Genomic DNA, 15,956 nt, shown 5'->3' on the forward strand with positions numbered 1-15,956 from the left:
TCAGAAGGATGGAAGAAGGCGCTGCCGGCACTCGGGCGATTGACAGCGAAGCCGGCATCGGAGGGCCGGCGCGGCCCCGGGGGCCGTCAGGCGCGATTGTAATCCAGCCCCCAGGCCTGCATAGCCTGTACCAGATCGGGAGGCGGCGCGGACAGGAACTCCATCGGCGCGCCGGTAACCGGATGCGCGAAAGCGAGCCTGAAGGCATGCAGGGCCTGCCGCGCCAGCCCTGCCGCGGCGGTGCCGCCATAAAGCGTGTCACCCACCAGCGGATGGCCGATGGAGGCCATGTGCACGCGAATCTGATGCGTGCGCCCCGTCTCCAGCGTGCAGCGCACGGTGCAGCCCTGATCATTGCTGTCCAGGGCCTCGATCAGCGTGCGCGCGGGCTTCCCGGAGTGACGCTCGAGATCGACCACGGCCATGCGCAGCCGGTTGCGCGGGTCGCGCCCGATCGCCGCATCCACATGGCGCGCGGCAGCGCCCTGCCAGCTGCGGTGTGCGAGCGCAAGGTACTGGCGCTGGACCTCGCGGGCCGCGATCAGCGCCACCAGCGCATCCATCGCCGCGCGGCTGCGGGCGACCACCATCAAGCCGCTGGTGTCACGGTCCAGCCGATGCACGATACCCGCGCGCGGCAGCAGCGCAGCCCGCGGATCCAGCGCCAGCAGGCCGTTGAGCAGCGTGCCGCTCCAATGGCCCGGCGCGGGGTGGACCACGAGGCCCGCTGGCTTGTCGATGATGCGCAGGTGCTCGTCTTCGTGCAGCACCGTGATCGGCATGTGCTCCGGCTTGAAGGCCTGGCTCTGCGGCGTGGGCCGCAGCTCGATGCTGCCGATCTCGCCGGCGTGGACCGTAGCGGCAGCCTTGGTCGCGACCCGATGCTGGATCGAAACCGCGCCGGCCTCGATCAGCTGCTGCAGATAGCTGCGCGAGAACTCGGGCACCAGCATTGCCAGCGCGCGGTCGAGGCGCTGCCCGTGCTGCGCCTCGTGGATAAGAAAGCTGCGGGTCTCGCTGGGCTCGGTCGGCTCGGCGCCCTCTTCGTGCTCGGCCCCGTCCGGAGGCTCGCCCAGAGGGTCGGCCGATATAATTGAAGGCACTGTTTTCACGAAAGCCCTGAAGTGATGCGTCGCGCCAAATTATCGGTTGTCCCCGCCTGGCTGGCCTTGTGCTCGGCCGCATGGCTGGTGGCCGGCTGCTCGTCGACCCCGTCCGACAGGACCGCGAACTGGAGTCCCAACCGCATCTACTCCGAAGCCAAGGAAGAAGCGGACTCCGGCGCCTACGACAAGGCGGTGCCCCTGTTCGAGAAGCTGGAAGGCCGCGCCGCCGGCACGCCGCTCGCCCAGCAGGCGCAACTGGACAAGGCCTTTGCCCAATACAAATCCGGCGAGAAGCCGGCCGCCATCGCGACTCTCGACCGCTTCATGAAGCTGCATCCGGCCAGCCCGGCGATGGACTACGCGATCTACCTCAAGGGCGTGATCAACTTCAACGACGACCTCGGCATGTTCGGCTGGCTGACGCGCCAGGACCTGTCGGAGCGTGACCAGAAAGCCGCCAAGGAATCCTTCGAGGCCTTCAAGGAACTCATCACCCGCTTCCCGGATTCGCGCTACACGCCGGATGCGCGCCAGCGCATGAACTACATCGTCAACTCGCTGGCCCAGTACGAGGTGCACGTGGCGCGCTACTACTACACGCGCGGTGCCTACCTGGCGGCGATCAACCGCGCGCAGCTCGCGCTGGCGGATTACCGCGAAGTGCCGGCGCTCGAAGAGGCGCTCTACATCATGGTCCAGTCGTACGACGCGCTCGGCATGGCGGACTTGCGCGACGACGCGAAACGCGTGCTGACCACCAACTATCCCAAGAGCGAGTACCTGTCGCGCGGCTTCCGCGGCAAGGACGACCCGTGGTGGAAGCTCTGGTAGCGAAGCGAGAAAAAGGCCCGATCCGGGCCTTTTTCTTTTTCAGGGCGTGACGAGCTCGCGCAGCGCTGCCTCGAAGGCGGCCTCGTCTTCCAGCCGCCGCATCGGCGGCAAGGCGGACAGCAGCCGGCGCCCGTAGCCCATTGCCACGAGCCGGGTGTCGCAGATCGCCAGCACGCCACGATCCGTCTCGCGCCGGATCAGCCGGCCAGCGCCCTGCTTGAGTGCCACCGCCGCCTCCGGAAGCGAATAGTCGCCGAAGGCGCTGCGGCCCTGCGATTCGAGGCGCTGCGAGCGCGCCTCGACCAACGGATCGTTGGGCGGCGGGAAGGGCAGTTTGTCGATGACCACCAGCTGCAGGGCGTCGCCGGGTGCGTCGAAGCCCTCCCAGAACGAGGCCGACGCCACCAGCACGCAGCCGGCTCGGCCGTGCGAGGCACCCTCGCGGAAGCGCTCCATCAGCACCCGCTTGGGCAGCTCGCCCTGCACCAGCACCTCGGGCCTGCGCGCGGCATCCATGGGCTCGAAGTGCTGGCGGATGGCGTCGCCGATGGTGCGCAGGGCGCGCAGCGTGGTCGTCAGCACCAGCGTGCGCCCGCCCAGCACGGCTGCCCCCTGCGCGGCGAGCCGTGCCACCTGCGCGCTGTGCGCCGGATCGCTGGGCTTCGGAAATGCACGCGGGACGTAGAGCGCCGCCTGACGCGCGTAGTCGAAGGGGCTCTGCACGCGAAGAACTTCAGCGTCCTCGAGGCCGCAGGGCTCGGTGAACCAGCGCAGCTTCGGATCGTCGCCCAACGTGGCCGAGGTGAACACCCAGGCGCGTCCCTGCTCCTGCGCGTCGCCCTGTCCGGTCTTGAGGACCCGCGTGCGCACCGCTTCGGCAATGTCCAGCGGCGACTCGACCAGTCTGAGCTGCGTGCCCACGTCCACCCAGCGCACCGACTCCGGCGCGCAGGGCTTGGCGAAGCGCGCTGCGCGTTCGGCCAGCTGCTCGGCGCGCTCGTGCAGCCGCACGAAATCGGGCGAGAGCTCACTCACCGTGTCCAGGCCGCGGGCCGCTTCCGCGAAGGCGTGCTTCAACGCATCGAGCGCGCCCTGCCACGCTTCGGCCGGCACCCCTTCCGGCGCCGAGCCTGCCCAGCGCAGCTTGGCCCCCGGCCATTGTTTGCCGGCGGCCAAACGCAGTTCCCTGGCAGCGTGCTCGGTCGCTGCGACGAGTTGCTGCCAGTCGACCAGGCCACGCGCTTGCTGCAAGCCGGCCGCGAGCATGTCGCGCGCGAAGTCCAGCGCCTGCCCGCTGCCCAACTGCGCACCAAGAAACTGCACACCGGTCTCGTTGAGCTGGTGGGCCTCGTCGAACACCACCACACGGACCGTCGGCAGCAATTCGGCCATGCCCGACTCGCGCACCGCCAGGTCGGCGAAAAACAGGTGATGGTTGATCACCACCACATCGGCCGCCATGGCCTCGCGCCGGGCGAGGTTGACGTGGCAGGGCTTGAACTGCGGGCATTGGGCGCCGAGGCAGTTGTCGCGGGTGGAGGTGACCAGCGGGATCAGCGGCGAGCGCTCATCCAGCCCCGGCAGCTCGGCCAGGTCGCCGGTGCGGGTGGCCTTGGACCACTGCTCGATCTTCGCCAGCGTGCGGAGGCTGCCGCGCTCGGGCAGGCTCGCGTCGTGGCGGGCCTGGTCGAGCCGGTGCAGGCACAGGTAGCTGGCGCGGCCCTTGAGCAGGGCCGTGCGCAACGGCAGGCCCAGCGCTTCGACCAGCCGCGGCAGATCACGGCCGAAGAGCTGGTCCTGCAGGGCCTTGGTGGCCGTCGACAGCAGCACGCGCTCGCCGCTCAGCAGGGCCGGTACCAGGTAGGAGAAGGTCTTGCCGACGCCGGTGCCTGCCTCCACCACCAGCACGCCTCCCTCGTCGATGGCACGGGCCACGGCCAGCGCCATCTGGGTCTGGCCTTCGCGTTCGCGGAACTGCTCGGCCGCCTGCGAGAGCACGCCGTGCTGGGCGAAGGCGGCCTCGACTTCGGCCGCCAAGTGGCCGGCCTCCCGCGGCGCGTGGGCAGGCTCGACGGACGCCGCGTCCGCCTCGAAATCTTCTGGCCAATCGACGATCGACATCAGGCTGGCTCTTGTGGGTCGAGCAGGCGCTCCAGCCGCGCGATGCAGTCCCGCAGGAACAGGCGCTTCTTCTTCAGCCGGCGCAGCAGCAGGTCGTCGCGCGGCTCGATGGTCTCGGCGAGCCGGTCGATGGCGGCATCCAGGTCGGCATGCTCCATGCGCAATTCGATCAGCTGACGAGAGAAGGAGTGGAGATTGGAGTCCAAGGGATGATGCGAAGACGTGACGGAGTGCTTTCCGGCTTCGCTCGGGTTGACTCGATAATGTACGTCCTCGTTCCCACTTGCCAGACCCATGCAGGACTCCGCCAGCGCAGCCACGCCCCAGACTCGAGGCTTTCGGCTCGCCGCCGCCACCGGCCTCCACAAGGGCGACCGCCCGTACCAGCAGGACCAGGTCCTGGTGATGAACCACCCGCGGGCGGCGGGCTGCGTGCTCGGCGTGGTCGCCGACGGCATGGGAGGCCGCAGCGGCGGACGCAAGGCCTCGGACCAGGTGCTGATGACGGCGCGCCAGCTGTTCGCCCGCTACAAGCCCGGACACGACGAGGCGGTGCATGTGCTGCGGCAGCTGCTCGAGGAAGCCAACACGGTCATCAAGCTGACCGCCCTTTCCAGCGAGCAGGAGCCGCACAGCACCGTGGCCGCCTTCCTGATGAACCCCGAGGGCGACTGCGCCTGGATCCATGCAGGAGACTCGCGCATCTACCACTTCCGGCGCGGCCAGCTGGTCAAGCGCACCAAGGACCACTCCTATGTGCAGGTGCTGGTGGACCGCGGCGAGATCAGCGAGGCGGAGGCCAACATCCACCCGCAAAGCAACATCCTGCTCGGCTGCCTGGGCATGAAGTCCACGCCGCCACCGGTCGACATCCACCTCGTTCCCAAGCTGGAGCCCGACGATCTGCTGCTGGCCTGCAGCGACGGCCTCTGGCACTACTTCAAGCCGGAGGAGATGGGCCGCGTGCTGGCCGAGCAATCGCCGCGCGCCGCTGCGGAGCTGCTGGTGGCCGAGGCGCGAAAGCGGGCACGCGGAACCGGCGACAACATTTCGCTGGCCATCCTCAAGCTCGAAGCCCTCCCCGACCCGCAAGACGCGGAAGAGGACTGATCTTCCGCACCCGGGTTCAGGGCGGCGCGGGCAGCGGCGCCGCGCGCGGCTTGGTGTTCTCGGCGTTGCGCCGCTCGCGATCGCGGCGATGCTGCTCCGCCCGTTCGAGCCTGCGCTCGTGGGCTTCGCGATTGGCGGGGGCTTCGGCACGCCGACTTGCGGCCTTGGCCTGCTCCTCGGCTTGGGCCCGCTGCTTCTGTTCGAACTGCCGCTGCTTCTCAGCCGCCTCGGAGGCGATGCGGGCGCGATCCTGGGCATGGTCCGCGGCGCGCTGTTCGCGCTCCTGCTGCGACTTCAGGGACTTTTCCTGCTCCGCCGCCGTGTCCTGGGCGCGGGGGCTCGCCTTCTTCTCCTCGAGCCGATCGAGCGCGGCCGCGCCGCGCCGCTTGCGCTCGATGTCATTCATCGCCGCCTCCTGGCGCTTGATGTTCTCGGTGGCCTCGCGGCGGCGGCGGCGGCTGTCGTCCAGGCAGCTCTGGACAGCGAACTTCTGGTAGCAGGCCGCCTGCTCGGTGGCGAAGCGCTCCTCGACCACCTTGCGCTCTTGATCCAGGCGCGCGCGCTCGGCCGCGAAGTCGGCCTGGCCGCTGGTGGCGGTGGTCTGCGCCCACAGCGGCACGGCGCCGAGGAAGATCATCAGGGGAAAGAGCAGCTTCTTCATGTGAGGCGGGTGTCCACGATGCGTCGCTCCTGCGCAAGGAACTCGGTCGACTGCATCTCGTTGAGCCTCGAGACGGTACGCGGGAATTCGTGGGCCAGCGGCCCTTCGGTGTACAAGGCCTCGGGGGGAACCTCGGCCGACATGATGAGTTTCACGCGCCGATCGTAGAACACGTCGATCAGCCATGTGAAACGACGTGCTTCAGAGGCCATGCGCACCGGCATGTGAGGCACGTCGGACAGCAGCACAGTGTGGAACTGGCTGGCGATCTCGAGGTAGTCGTTCTGCGAGCGGGGGCCACCGCACAGGGTCTTGAAATCGAACCAGACCACGCCGCCAGCCTTGCGCCGCGCATGGATCTCGCGCGCCTCGATGTGCAGCACCGGGTTCTCGTCGGCGCTCTCGGCCAGGCGCTCGAAGGCGTGGCGCATCTCCTTGTCGGCCGCCGCGCCGTTGGGTGTGAGATAGAGCTTGACCTGCTCCAGAGTGCGGCGGCGGTAGTCGGTGCCGTTGTCGACGTTGACCACTTCGAGACGCTGGTTGAGCAACTCGATCGCCGGCAGGATGCGGTCGCGGTGCAGGCCGCCCGGATAGAGATCGTCGGGCCTGAAGTTCGAGGTGGTCACGAAGCCCACGTCGTTGTCGAACAACGCCGCCAGCAGCCGGTGCAGGATCATCGCGTCGGTGATGTCCGCGACATGGAACTCGTCGAAGCAGATCAGCTTGTAGCGCTTGGCGATACGGCGCCCGAGCTCTTCCAGCGGGTTGACCGTGCCCTGCAGCTCGGCCAGCTCGCGGTGCACCTCGCGCATGAACTCGTGGAAGTGCAGCCGCGTCTTGCGCCGCAGCGGCACCGCGTTGAAGAAGCAGTCCATCAGGAAGCTCTTGCCACGCCCCACCCCGCCGTACATGTAGACGCCGCGCGGGATCTCGGGCCGGTTGATGAGCTTCTTGAAGGCGTTGGAGCGCTGCGACTTGTACGCCGCCCACTCGCTGGCGCAGCGCTCGAGCGCCTCCACGGCGCGCAGCTGCGCGGGGTCGCTCTGGTACCCCCGCGCAACCAGCTCCGCTTCGTAGGCCTGTTTGACGCTCAAGGGGTCAGAAATTCAGCGTGCGCTTGTCCACCGCGAGCGCCGCTTCCTTCGTCGCTTCCGAGAGCGAGGGATGCGCATGGCAGATGCGCGCGATGTCCTCGGCGCTGGCCTTGAACTCCATCGCCACCACGGCCTCGGAGATCAGCTCGCTGGCCATCGGCCCGACGATGTGCACGCCGAGGATCTCGTCCGTCGCCGCATCGGCCAGGAACTTGACCATGCCCGTCGTGTCGCCGAGCGCGCGGGCGCGCCCGTTGGCCAGGAAGGGGAAGGTGCCGGCCTTGTAGGCGCGGCCCTCGGCCTTGAGCTGCTGCTCCGTCTGGCCGACCCAGGCGATCTCGGGCGAGGTGTAGATCACCCATGGGATGGTGTTGAAGTTCACGTGGCCGTGCTGGCCGGCGATGCGCTCGGCCACCGCCACGCCTTCTTCTTCCGCCTTGTGCGCGAGCATCGGGCCGCGCACCACGTCGCCGATGGCCCACACATTGGGCAGGCTGGTCCGGCACTCTTCGTCGACCACGATCGCGCCACGCTCGTCGAGCTTCAGGCCCACCGCCTCGGGGTTGAGGCCGATGGTGTTGGGCACGCGGCCGATCGAGACGATCAGCTTGTCGACCTCGAGCGTCTGCGCCTCGCCCTTGGCATTGGTCCAGGCGATCGTCACGCCCTTCTTGCCGGACTTGACTTCGCCCACCTTCACGCCGAGCTCGATCTTCAAGCCCTGCTTGACGAAGGCCTTGTGCGCCTCCTTGGCGATCTGCTCGTCCACCGCGCCCAGGAAGGTAGGCAGCGCTTCGAGCACCGTGACCTCCGAACCCAGCCGGCGCCAGACCGAACCCATCTCGAGCCCGATCACGCCGGAGCCGATCAGCCCCAGCTTTTTCGGCACGGCGGGGATGCGCAGCGCGCCGTCGTTCGAGAGGATGTTCTCCTCGTCGAAGTCGGCCCCAGGCAGCGCGCGCGGGTTGGAGCCGGTCGCCACGATGATGTGCTTGCCTTCGATGGACTCCTCGGCCGCGCCGGTCACCGTCAGCTCGTAGCCCGCGCCGGACGCCTTCGCGAAGGCGCCTCGGCCATGGAAGAAGGTGATCTTGTTCTTCTTGAACAGGTAGGTGATGCCGTCGTTGTTCTGCTTCACCACAGCGTCCTTGCGGCCCAGCATCTTGTCGATGTCGAGGCCCAGGCCTTCGACCTTGATGCCGTGGTCGGCGAAGTGCTTGCCGGCATGCTCGAAATGCTCGGAGGACTGCAGCAGCGCCTTCGAGGGAATGCAGCCGATGTTGGTGCAGGTACCGCCCAGGGCGGGGCCGCCCTTGGCGTTCTTCCACTCGTCGATGCAGGCGACGTTGAAGCCGAGCTGCGCCGCGCGGATGGCCGCGACGTAGCCGCCGGGGCCGCCACCAATGACGATGACGTCGAATTGCTTGTTGGACATCCGTGCTCCTTAGATGTCGAACAGCAGGCGAGCGGGGTCTTCGAGCGCCTCCTTCATGGCGACCAGGCCCAGCACGGCCTCGCGGCCGTCGATGATGCGGTGGTCATAGGACATCGCGAGGTAGTTCATCGGCCGGACCACGACCTGCCCGTTCTCGACCACGGCACGGTCCTTGGTCGCGTGCACGCCCAGGATGGCCGACTGCGGCGGGTTGATGATCGGCGTCGACAGCATCGAGCCGAACACGCCACCGTTGGAGATGGAGAAGGTGCCGCCGGTCATCTCTTCGATGCCCAGCTTGCCGTCCTTGGCCTTCTGGCCGTACTCGGCGATCTTCTTCTCGATGTCCGCGAAGCTCATCTGGTCGGCATTGCGCAGGATCGGCACCACCAGGCCGCGCGGCGAACCCACCGCGATGCCGATGTCGAAGTAGCCGTGGTAGACGATGTCGTTGCCGTCCACGGAGGCGTTGATCACCGGGTACTTCTTGAGCGCATGCACCGCCGCCTTCACGAAGAAGCTCATGAAGCCGATCTTGACGCCGTGCTCCTTCTCGAACTTCTCCTGGTAGCGCTTGCGCATCTCCATGACGGGCGCCATGTTGACCTCGTTGAAGGTGGTCAGGATGGCGTTGGTGGACTGCGACTGCAGCAGGCGCTCGGCGATGCGGGCGCGCAGGCGGCTCATCGGCACGCGCTCTTCCGGGCGCTCGCCGAGATCCGGTGCGGCGGCCGGCGAGGCGACCTGCGGCAGCGCCGCCTTGGGTGCGCCCGTGGGAATCGCAACCGGCGCGGCGACCTTGGCGGTGGCGCCGCCCGCGACCGCGGCCAGCACGTCGCCCTTGGTGACACGGCCGTCCTTGCCGGTGCCGCTCACGTCGCCGGTCGTCAGCTTGTTGTCGGCCAGCAGCTTGGCGGCGGCCGGCATCGCAACGTCGGATTTCGAGCCGCCCGCGGCGGTGGGTGCGGCCGCGGCGGGTGCCGGCGCAGGGGCGGCGGCAGGCGCCGCCGGTGCCGCGGCGGGCGCAGCCGCGCCGGCCTTGGCGTCGGTGTCGATCTTCGCGATCACCTGCTCTGCAACGACCGTCGCGCCGTCGCCGGCGACGATCTCGGCGAGCACGCCGGCGGAAGGTGCCGGCACCTCCAGCACGACCTTGTCGGTCTCGATCTCGATCAGGATTTCATCGACGGCGACCGCTTCGCCGGGCTTCTTCTTCCATTGCAGCATCGTGGCCTCGGCCACGGACTCGGACAACTGGGGGACTTTGACTTCAACGATGGACATTTTGGGATTCGCTTCGCTTCGTGTTTCTTGAGTGAGGTTGTCTTACTTGGTCAGCACGAAGCCCTTGAGCTTGGCGAAGGCGCCGTCGACCAGCGCCTTCTGCTGCTCCTGGTGCAGGTGGGAGTAGCCGACCGCAGGCGACGCCGAGGCGGCACGGCCCGAGTAGCCGAGCTTCTGGCCTTCCTGCAGGTTCTCGTGGATGTTGTGCTGCACGAAGAACCAGGCGCCCTGGTTCTGCGGCTCGTCCTGGCACCACACCACGTCGACGAGATTCGGATACTTCTTGAGTTCGGCGCCGAAGACCTTGTGCGGGAAGGGATAGAGCTGCTCGACGCGGATGATCGCCACGTCGTCGCTGCCCTTCTCCTCCCGCTTCTTCGCCAGGTCGTAGTAGACCTTGCCCGAGCAGGCGATCACGCGCTTGACCTTGTCGGCCTTCAGGTCCTTGTTGTCGGGAATGACGGTCTGGAAGCTGCCCTTGGTGAACTCCGACAGCGGCGAGGTCGCGTCCTTGTTCCGCAGCAGCGACTTGGGCGTCATGATGATCAGCGGCTTGCGCAGGCTGCGCACCATCTGGCGGCGCAGCACGTGGAAGATCTGGCTCGCGGTGGTGGGCTGCACGACCTGGATGTTGGTGTCGGCCGACAGCTGCATGAAGCGCTCCAGGCGCGCCGAGCTGTGCTCGGGGCCCTGGCCTTCGTATCCGTGCGGCAGCATCAGGGTGATGCCGTTGACGCGGCCCCACTTCACTTCGCCCGAGGCGATGAACTGGTCGATCACGACCTGCGCGCCGTTGGCGAAGTCGCCGAACTGCGCCTCCCAGATCACCAGCGTGTTGGGGTCGTTCGACGCATAGCCGTATTCGAAGGCCAGCACCGCCTCTTCCGACAGGATGGAGTCGATGACGACGAAGGGCGCCTGGTTGTCGGCCACGTTCTGCAGGGGCACATAGGTGCCTTCGTCGAACTTCTCGCGGTTCTGGTCGTGCAGCACGGCATGCCGGTGGGTAAAGGTGCCGCGGCCGCTGTCCTCGCCCGAGAGGCGCACCGGATAGCCGCTGGCCACCAGCGAGGCGAAGGCCATGTGCTCGCCCATGCCCCAATCGACATTGATCTCACCGCGGCCCATGGCAGCACGGTCGTCCAGCACCTTCTTGACCAGCGGGTGCACGGTGAACTTCTCGGGCGCCTTGGTGATGCGCTCGGCCAGGCGCTTCCACTCCGCCAGCGGAATGGCGGTGTCGCCGGCATCGGTCCACTTCTTGTTCAGGAAGGGGCTCCAGTCGACGGCGTACTTGCTCTTGAAGTTGGTGAGCACCGGGTTGGTGGTGTTCTTGCCGGCGTCGAACGCCGCGCGCTGCGCCTTCACCAGGTCGTCGCCGAGCGTGTCACCCAGGCCCTGGGCGGCGAGCCGGTCAGCGTAGAGCCTGCGCGTGCCGGGGTGGGCGGCGATCTTCTTGTACATCAGCGGCTGGGTCAGCGAGGGCGTGTCCTGCTCGTTGTGGCCCAGCTTGCGGAAGCAGACGATGTCGACCACCACGTCCTTCTGGAACTCCATGCGGAAATCCAGGGCCAGCTGGGTGGCCAGCACCACGGCCTCGGGGTCGTCGCCGTTCACGTGCAGCACCGGGGAATCGATCATCTTGACGACGTCGGTGCAGTACAGCGTCGAGCGGCTGTCGCGCGGGTCGCTGGTGGTGAAGCCGATCTGGTTGTTGATCACGATGTGCACCGTGCCGCCAGTGGAGTAGCCGCGGGTCTCGGCCAGCGCCAGCGTTTCCATCACCACGCCCTGCCCCGCGAAGGCGGCGTCGCCATGCACGATCACCGGCAGCACCTGCTTGCCCAGCGGATCGGCACGGCGATCCATGCGGGCGCGCACCGAGCCCTCGACCACCGGGTTCACGATCTCGAGGTGCGACGGATTGAAGGCCAGGCTCAGGTGCACCGGGCCGCCGGGCGTCGAGACGTCGGAGCTGAAGCCCTGGTGGTACTTGACGTCGCCGCTGGGCAGGTCCTCGGGCGCCGTGTGGTCGAACTCGGCGAACAGGTCGGCCGGCATCTTGCCCAGTGAATTGACCAGCACGTTGAGGCGGCCGCGGTGGGCCATGCCGATCACGATCTCCTGCACGCCCTTGATGCCGGCCTGGCTGATCAGCTCGTCCATCGAGACGATGAAGCTCTCGCCCCCTTCCAGCGAGAAGCGCTTCTGGCCGACGTACTTGGTGTGGAGGAAGCGCTCCAGGCCTTCGGCGGCCGTCAGGCGCTCGAGGACGCGCTTCTTCTCCTCGGTGCTCAGCTTGGGGTTGGTCCGCGCGCTTTCGAGCCGCTGCTGCCACCAGCGCTTCTGCGCCTGGTCGGTCATGTACATGTACTCGGCGCCGATCGTGCCGCAGTAGGTCTCGCGCAACGCGTTGAGCAGGTCGCGCAGCGACATCGTGTCCTTGCCGAAGAAGGTGTTGCTCGTGTTGAACACCGTCTCCAGGTCGGCATCGGTGAAGCCGTAGAACGAAGGCTCGAGCTCGGGGATCGCCGGGCGCTCGGCGCGCTTGAGCGGATCGAGGTCGGCCCAGCGCGCGCCGACGTTGCGGTAGGCGGCGATCAGCTGCTGGACTGCCGTGCGCTGGCGGCCGAGCTCGGAATCGGCCCCGCTGGCCTGCACCACCTTGGTCGTGCCCTGCTTGGCGCGCTCGGCGAAGGCGTTGATGACCGGCTGGTGCGGGACGTCGCGTGTGGTACTGCCGTCGGTGGCCGGCACGTTCTGCAGCGCATCGAAGTAGGAGCGCCAGTTGTCGGGCACGCTGCCGGGGTTGGCGAGGTAGTTCTCGTACATCTCTTCGACATAGGGGGCATTGCCGCCGAAGAGGTAGGTGTTGCCTTGGTAGGCGTGGTAGACGGACGCGGAGGACGTCGAATCGCTCATATTGCGCTGACCTTCGCTTCCCTGGGGGAAGCATTAGCTGGTTTGAGAAACCTTCCGCGACACGGCTGAACCGGTTGGCGGATGCGACTGTGGCTGGGGAAGGGCCGGAGTACCTTGGCATTGTGCCATGGCAGCTATGTGACGCCAGAAAGCGCCTGTGCAAGCCCTTCCGCGCGCGGGGCCGCCTACCCCTTGGGAGAGAGGGTCTGCCTCACCTGCTGGAGGGCGCCCGGATCCTCGATGGTGGTCAGGTCGCCGGGATCGCGTCCCTCGCAGACCGCCTGGATCGCCCGGCGCAGCAGCTTGCCGCTGCGCGTCTTGGGCAGCGCGCCCACGAAATGCACGCGCGCCGGCCGCGCCAGCGCGCCGAGCTGATCGCCCACCTGCTTCATGACCTCCCCTTCCAGCGCCAGGGCCGCCTGGGCGTCGCCGAGCACGGCGCCGTCCTTCGGCACCACGAAGGCCATGGCCACCTGTCCCTTGAGCGCATCGGCCACGCCGACCACCGCGACCTCGGCGACCTTGGCATGGCCCGAAATGCTCTCCTCGATCTCCCGCGTGCCCAGGCGGTGGCCGGCGACGTTGATCACGTCGTCGGTGCGGCCGAGGATGTAGTAGTAGCCCTCCTCGTCGCGAATGCCCCAGTCGAAGGTGGAGTACACCAGCTTGCCCGGCACGCTCTTCCAGTAGGTGTTGACGAAGCGCTCGTCGTCCCGCCATACGGTCTGCATGAAGCCCGGCGGCGTCGGGCCCTCGATCACGACCACGCCCTTCTCGTTGGCGCCCTTCAGCTCCTCGCCGGTGGTCTCGTGCAGGATCCTGACCTTGTAGCCGTACATCGGCACGCCCGGGCTGCCGAACTTGCTGGGCGTGCGCTCCACGCCATTGGCCACCGTGAGGATGGGCCAGCCCGACTCGGTCTGCCAGTAGTTGTCGATGATGGGCACCCCCAGGCCCTCGCTGATCCAACGCGCCGTCGGTTCGTCGAGCGGTTCGCCTGCCAGGAACAGCGCGCGCAAGCTCGACAGGTCGTACTTCTTGAGCAACGACGGGTCCTGCTTCTTGAGTACGCGTACGGCGGTCGGCGCACTGAACATCACGGTGACCTTGTACTTCTCGACCAGTTGCCACCAGATGCCGCCGTCGGGCTGCCGGTCCAGCCCCTGCGTGGGCAGGCCCTCGTACATGATCGTCGCCATGCCTGCGATCAGCGGCCCGTAGACGATGTAGCTGTGCCCCACCACCCAGCCGATGTCGCTCGTCGAGAAGTAGGTCTCGCCGGCACGGCCGTCGAAGATGTGCTTCATGCTCGCCGCCAGCGCCACCGCATAGCCGCCCGTGTCGCGCTGCACGCCCTTGGGCCGGCCGGTGGTGCCGCTGGTGTAGATGGTGTAGCTGATGTCGGTGGCGTCCAGCCAGGTGCAGGGCACCTGCGCGTCGCGGTGCTTCTCGATCAGCCGGGCTGCCGGATGGTCGCGCCCTTCGGTCAGCGTCATCGGCGCGAGTCCTCGGTCGAACAGCAGCACTGCATCCGGCTTGTGCCCGGAGAGCCGGATCGCCTCGTCCAGCAGCGGCTTGTACGCGATCACCTTGCCGCCGCGCGATCCCGCGTCGGCGCTCACGACGACCTTGGGCGTCGCATCCTCGATGCGCGACGCCAGCGACGAACTCGCGAAGCCGCCGAACACCACGCAGTGGATCGCGCCCAGCCGTGCACAGGCCAGCATGGTGAAGGCGGCCTCGGGAATCATCGGCATGTAGATCAGCACGCGGTCGCCCTTGCCGACACCGAGTTCCATCAGCGAAGCCGCGACGCGCTGCACTTCGGCATGCAGTTCCCTGAAGCTGTAGCTCCGCTCCGTACCCGTCTCGGTCGAAACCGCGATCAGCGCCGGCTGGTCACCGCGAGTGGCGAGATGGCGATCGACCGCGTTGTGGCAGAGATTGGTGGTGCCGCCCGCGAACCAGTGCACGAAGGGAGCCCGGCTCGCCTCGAGGACTTGGCGGGGAGGCGTTTTCCAGTCGATCAGTTCAGCCTGGTCGGCCCAGAACGCTTCTGGCTGGTCGATGGAACGGCGATAGAACTCTGCATAGCTTGTCATGGACTTTGTCTCCCGCATGGGCAGGGCTCTCACGAACTGAATTCATAATTATGAGCGCGTGGCTTGCTTGAAGCTGACAGATGGCGGTGTCGTGGTGGTGCGTGCTAAGGACGGCCGTCCACCACCCGGCGGTGCAGGTGCAGCGAGGATCCAACCGCTGCTTTCGGGCCCCTTTGCCGTCGGCTGATCGCTGCCGCCGCACTTGCGCACTTTCCAGGCAAGTTTCCCGACCGCGCTTGTGGGGTCGTCGATAAGCACCCATGGGAAGAGATCGGTGCGCCGCACACTTTCTGCCCTCCTAGGCTCTCGCGCGGACCCACCCGCCCGCAGTTCACAACGCGAGTCGCCTACCCCGAGCCACGGTCTGCACCAGAACCGGCGTGGTCGCCTTCGCCGAGCCCGCGCACGTGGCGCACGAGCGTGGCGATGAAAGCTGCTGCCGCCGGGCTCGGCGGCCGGCGCGGATGGGTCACGCAAACGATCTGGCGCGACAGGCGAGGCGAAGTCACCGTGGTGCCGTGCAATGCCTCGTGCTCGAGCTGGCGCCTGACGGCCACACGCGGCAGCACGGTGCAGAAATCGCTTTCGTGGACCAGCTTGAGAATCGCGCTGATCGAGTCGATTTCCACGTTGGGCGACAGGGTCACGTCTTCGGCTTGGCTGAAGCTTTCGATGATGCCGCGCAAGCCATGCTGCCGCGTCGGCAGGACGAGTCGCAGGTGGGCCAGTTCCGCGAAGGCCATCACGTGAGGCAGCGGTGCATGCTTCGGTCCAGCGATCACCAGCATGTCTTCCTCTGCGATCGCCTCGGTGTTGAGTGCCAGCGGGCGGCGCGGCTTGTTGACGATCGCGGCGTCGAGTTGGCCCACCGCGACGGCATCCGCGAGCGTGCCGCTGAAGCCGTCGGTTAACGAGAGATCGACCTTCGGATGCAGCGCGGAAAACTCCAGCAGTGCATCGACGAGCACACCCTGCGCGACGGTCGCGATCATGCCGACGCGCACCAGGCCTGCAAGCTCGCCGGAGGTTTGCATGACCTGTTCGCGCGCATGGGCAAAATCACCGAGAACGGGAAGGAACAGGCGATACATGCGCCGCCCTTCGCTCGTGGGCTCCATGCCCTGCGGGCTGCGCACGAAGAGTTGCTTGCCGATCTCTTCCTCGAGTTTGGCGATCTGCATGCTGAGCGCGGGCTGCACGATGTTGAGCCGGCGCGCGGCACGGGTGACGGAGCGCTCTTCAAAGAGCACCACGAAATACTGGACCTGTCGAAATTCCATCGTGCACCTG

General features: G+C 67.4%; 12 protein-coding genes. 2 read left to right on the forward strand and 10 right to left on the reverse strand.

The window, feature by feature from the left end:
• Window positions 1–86: 86 nt before the first annotated feature.
• A complete protein-coding gene (locus E5P3_RS19590; protein ID WP_232073210.1) occupies window positions 87–1,112 on the reverse strand; it encodes an RluA family pseudouridine synthase in 1,026 nt (341 codons plus the stop codon).
• Window positions 1,113–1,127: 15 nt separating this feature from the next.
• Between E5P3_RS19590 and E5P3_RS19595 the strand changes: the two genes are divergently transcribed.
• Window positions 1,128–1,937 (forward strand): outer membrane protein assembly factor BamD, encoded by an 810-nt coding sequence (locus E5P3_RS19595; RefSeq protein WP_162589761.1) that lies wholly within the window; start codon window positions 1,128–1,130, stop codon window positions 1,935–1,937.
• A gap of 39 nt (window positions 1,938–1,976) precedes the next feature.
• On the opposite strand, the gene E5P3_RS19600 is transcribed toward E5P3_RS19595, so the two are convergent.
• Window positions 1,977–4,058 carry an ATP-dependent DNA helicase gene (locus E5P3_RS19600; protein WP_162587490.1) on the reverse strand — a complete coding sequence of 694 codons (2,082 nt, stop codon included), beginning with the start codon at window positions 4,056–4,058 and terminating at the stop codon, window positions 1,977–1,979.
• Window positions 4,058–4,264 (reverse strand): DUF465 domain-containing protein, encoded by a 207-nt coding sequence (locus E5P3_RS19605; protein ID WP_162587491.1) that lies wholly within the window; start codon window positions 4,262–4,264, stop codon window positions 4,058–4,060. The genes E5P3_RS19600 and E5P3_RS19605 overlap by 1 nt, the downstream gene beginning before the upstream one ends.
• Before the next feature lie 88 nt (window positions 4,265–4,352).
• Here E5P3_RS19605 and E5P3_RS19610 point away from each other — a divergent pair, with 88 nt between their 5' ends.
• Complete coding sequence (locus tag E5P3_RS19610) at window positions 4,353–5,168, forward strand: PP2C family protein-serine/threonine phosphatase (protein WP_162587492.1); 816 nt, start codon at window positions 4,353–4,355, stop codon at window positions 5,166–5,168.
• A 16-nt stretch (window positions 5,169–5,184) separates the two neighbouring features.
• Here the strand turns inward: E5P3_RS19610 and E5P3_RS19615 are convergent, their stop codons facing one another.
• From E5P3_RS19615 to E5P3_RS19645, 7 genes are all read right to left on the reverse strand, one after another.
• The gene (locus E5P3_RS19615) at window positions 5,185–5,829 is read right to left on the reverse strand and encodes a hypothetical protein (RefSeq protein ID WP_162587493.1); all 645 of its coding nucleotides are present in this window, start codon (window positions 5,827–5,829) and stop codon (window positions 5,185–5,187) included.
• Window positions 5,826–6,923 (reverse strand): cell division protein ZapE, encoded by a 1,098-nt coding sequence (gene zapE / locus E5P3_RS19620; RefSeq protein WP_162587494.1) that lies wholly within the window; start codon window positions 6,921–6,923, stop codon window positions 5,826–5,828. The genes E5P3_RS19615 and zapE overlap by 4 nt, the downstream gene beginning before the upstream one ends.
• Window positions 6,924–6,927: 4 nt before the next feature.
• Window positions 6,928–8,358 (reverse strand): dihydrolipoyl dehydrogenase, encoded by a 1,431-nt coding sequence (lpdA, locus tag E5P3_RS19625; RefSeq protein WP_162587495.1) that lies wholly within the window; start codon window positions 8,356–8,358, stop codon window positions 6,928–6,930.
• 9 nt (window positions 8,359–8,367) lie between these two features.
• Window positions 8,368–9,642, reverse strand: coding sequence for a 2-oxoglutarate dehydrogenase complex dihydrolipoyllysine-residue succinyltransferase (odhB, locus tag E5P3_RS19630; RefSeq protein ID WP_162587496.1), 1,275 nt, complete (start codon window positions 9,640–9,642; stop codon window positions 8,368–8,370).
• 42 nt (window positions 9,643–9,684) lie between these two features.
• A complete protein-coding gene (locus E5P3_RS19635) occupies window positions 9,685–12,564 on the reverse strand; it encodes a 2-oxoglutarate dehydrogenase E1 component (protein ID WP_162587497.1) in 2,880 nt (959 codons plus the stop codon).
• Between the two features lie 185 nt (window positions 12,565–12,749).
• Window positions 12,750–14,666 (reverse strand): propionate--CoA ligase, encoded by a 1,917-nt coding sequence (locus E5P3_RS19640; RefSeq protein WP_162587498.1) that lies wholly within the window; start codon window positions 14,664–14,666, stop codon window positions 12,750–12,752.
• Between the two features lie 347 nt (window positions 14,667–15,013).
• A complete protein-coding gene (locus E5P3_RS19645; RefSeq protein ID WP_162587499.1) occupies window positions 15,014–15,946 on the reverse strand; it encodes a LysR family transcriptional regulator in 933 nt (310 codons plus the stop codon).
• Window positions 15,947–15,956: the final 10 nt, after the last annotated feature.

Origin of the sequence: Variovorax sp. RA8 (assembly GCF_901827175.1) — a bacterium.
Classification (GTDB): Bacteria; Pseudomonadota; Gammaproteobacteria; order Burkholderiales; family Burkholderiaceae_C; genus Variovorax.